The organism is Tabrizicola soli (assembly GCF_015999335.1).
Classification (GTDB): Bacteria; Pseudomonadota; Alphaproteobacteria; order Rhodobacterales; family Rhodobacteraceae; genus Tabrizicola; species Tabrizicola soli.
Window position 1 is genome coordinate 2,501 of record NZ_JAEACP010000047.1, and the last position, 3,208, is coordinate 5,708.

Genomic DNA, 3,208 nt, shown 5'->3' on the forward strand with positions numbered 1-3,208 from the left:
GTGGATGCCTAGGCAGCAAGAGGCGATGAAGGACGTGATACCCTGCGTTAAGCCATGGGGAGCCGGGAATAGGCTTTGATCCATGGATCTCCGAATGGGGGAACCCACCTGACACTCAGCTATAATTGCTTCGGCAGCTTATAGCAGGGTGAGCCAGGTACTTATCCCTGAATACATAGGGGAATAAGAGCAAACCCGGGGAACTGAAACATCTAAGTACCCGGAGGAAAGGAAATCAACAGAGACTCCGTTAGTAGTGGCGAGCGAACGCGGACCAGCCGAGCCTGGAAGTGCGAGCAGAATGGTCTGGAAAGGCCAGCGACATGGGTGACAGCCCCGTATGCGAAGTACCACGGGACGTATCAAGTAGGGCGGGACACGTGTAATCCTGTCTGAAGATCGGGGGACCACCCCCGAAGGCTAAGTACTCCTTGCTGACCGATAGCGAACCAGTACCGTGAGGGAAAGGTGAAAAGCACCCCGACGAGGGGAGTGAAACAGTACCTGAAACCGGACGCCTACAAGCAGTCGGAGGGGCCTCGAGCCCTGACGGCGTACCTTTTGTATAATGGGTCAACGACTTGGTCTTACGAGCAAGCTTAAGCCGGTAGGTGTAGGCGCAGCGAAAGCGAGTCTTAAAAGGGCGCATGAGTTCGTGGGATCAGACCCGAAACCAGGTGATCTAGCCATGAGCAGGATGAAGGTTGGGTAACACCAACTGGAGGTCCGAACCAACACCCGTTGAAAAGGGTCTGGATGACTTGTGGCTAGGGGTGAAAGGCTAATCAAACCTGGAGATAGCTGGTTCTCCGCGAAAGCTATTTAGGTAGCGCCTCGGACGAATACCTGCGGGGGTAGAGCACTGCATGGATGATGGGGGCCCACAGCCTTACTGAGTCTAAGCAAACTCCGAATACCGCAGAGTACTATCCGGGAGACACACATCGGGTGCTAACGTCCGGTGTGAAGAGGGAAACAACCCTGACCTGCAGCTAAGGCCCCTAATTCGTGGCTAAGTGGGAAAGCATGTGGGACGGCCAAAACAACCAGGATGTTGGCTTAGAAGCAGCCATCATTTAAAGATAGCGTAACAGCTCACTGGTCTAGACAAGCTGTCCTGCGGCGAAGATGTAACGGGGCTCAAGCCACGAGCCGAAGCTCAGGATGCATAGAGATATGCGTGGTAGCGGAGCGTTCTGTGATATAGCTCATCATGTCTTATCTGCCTTCGGCCAAGTGCTGAAGACGGCGACGGACATGGAGAGCTTTCTGTGAAGCCGGGCTGTAAGGCATCCGGTGGAGAGATCAGAAGCGAGAATGTTGACATGAGTAGCGACAAACAGGGTGAGAAACCCTGTCGCCGAAAGTCCAAGGGTTCCTGCTTAAAGCTAATCTGAGCAGGGTAAGCCGGCCCCTAAGGCGAGGCCGAAAGGCGTAGTCGATGGGAACCAGGTTAATATTCCTGGGCCAGGAGGATGTGACGGATCTCGAAGGTTGTCTGCCCTTATCGGATTGGGTGGGCCGCTCAGAGGTTCCTGGAAATAGCCCTCCATCAGACCGTACCCTAAACCGACACAGGTGGACTGGTAGAGTATACCAAGGCGCTTGAGAGAACCACGTTAAAGGAACTCGGCAAAATGCTCCCGTAAGTTCGCGAGAAGGGAGCCCCGTCTGTAGGCAACTATGGGCGGGGGGCACAAACTAGGGGGTGGCGACTGTTTACTTAAAACACAGGGCTGTGCGAAGCCGTAAGGCGACGTATACAGTCTGACGCCTGCCCGGTGCTGGAAGATTAAGAGGAGGGGTGCAAGCTCTGAATTGAAGTCCCAGTAAACGGCGGCCGTAACTATAACGGTCCTAAGGTAGCGAAATTCCTTGTCGGGTAAGTTCCGACCTGCACGAATGGCGTAACGATCTCCCCGCTGTCTCTAACGTGGACTCAGCGAAATTGAACTGTGTGTCAAGATGCACACTACCCGCGGTTAGACGGAAAGACCCCATGAACCTTTACTCCAGCTTTGCATTGGCAACAGGACTGTGATGTGCAGGATAGGTGGTAGGCATCGAAGCGGGGACGCCAGTCTTCGTGGAGCCTCCCTTGAGATACCACCCTTCGCCGTCTTGTTGTCTAACCGCGACCCGTTATCCGGGCCCGGGACCGTGCATGGTGGGGAGTTTGACTGGGGCGGTCGCCTCCCAAACAGTAACGGAGGCGCGCGATGGTTGGCTCAGACCGGTCGGAAATCGGTCGTTGAGTGCAATGGCAGAAGCCAGCCTGACTGCAAGACTGACAAGTCGAGCAGAGACGAAAGTCGGTCATAGTGATCCGGTGGTCCCAAGTGGGAGGGCCATCGCTCAACGGATAAAAGGTACTCTGGGGATAACAGGCTGATGATGCCCAAGAGTCCATATCGACGGCATCGTTTGGCACCTCGATGTCGGCTCATCTCATCCTGGGGCTGGAGCAGGTCCCAAGGGTACGGCTGTTCGCCGTTTAAAGAGGTACGTGAGCTGGGTTTAGAACGTCGTGAGACAGTTCGGTCCCTATCTGCCGTGGGTGCAGGAGACTTGAGAAGAGTTGACCCTAGTACGAGAGGACCGGGTTGAACGCTCCACTGGTGGACCAGTTGTCGTGCCAACGGCAGTGCTGGGTAGCTATGAGCGGACAGGATAACCGCTGAAGGCATCTAAGCGGGAAGCCCCCTTCAAAACAAGGTCTCCCTTGAGGGCCGTGGAAGACGACCACGTCGATAGGCCAGAGGTGTAAGCGCAGCAATGCGTTCAGCTGACTGGTACTAATTGCCCGATTGGCTTGATCTGATCCGGTAACAGCAAGGAATACTTGCTTCAAGGATCGTCAAAAGCACGTAACAAAACCTGGAACAACACTGATGTTGGGGGGAAACCCCCGGTCTCTTCTCCGGTCTGGTGGTCATAGCAAGCACAAAACTCCCGATCCCATCCCGAACTCGGCCGATAAGTGTGCCTACGCCAATGGTACTGCGTCTCAAGACGTGGGAGAGTAGGTCACCGCCAGACCTGAAAAGAGACACCTCCCTCAAAACGATCACAATCCCCCGATCGCAAGAAAAAGCCCTCGGGGCACGCGTGCCAAGTCAAGGCACAAATGGCGCGGGGTGGAGCAGCCCGGTAGCTCGTCAGGCTCATAACCTGAAGGCCGCAGGTTCAAATCCTGCCCCCGCAACCA

At 55.3% G+C, this 3,208-nt stretch carries 1 tRNA gene and 2 rRNA genes (1 of these 3 only partly in view); all 3 read left to right on the top strand.

Annotated elements, in window-relative coordinates:
• Nucleotides 1-2,820 (top strand): 23S ribosomal RNA (locus I7S92_RS22850) (it extends 24 nt beyond the left edge of the window).
• Between the two features lie 104 nt (nucleotides 2,821-2,924).
• Nucleotides 2,925-3,039: ribosomal RNA gene (gene rrf, locus I7S92_RS22855) — 5S ribosomal RNA — on the top strand.
• Between the two features lie 92 nt (nucleotides 3,040-3,131).
• A tRNA-Met gene (locus tag I7S92_RS22860) sits at nucleotides 3,132-3,208 on the top strand.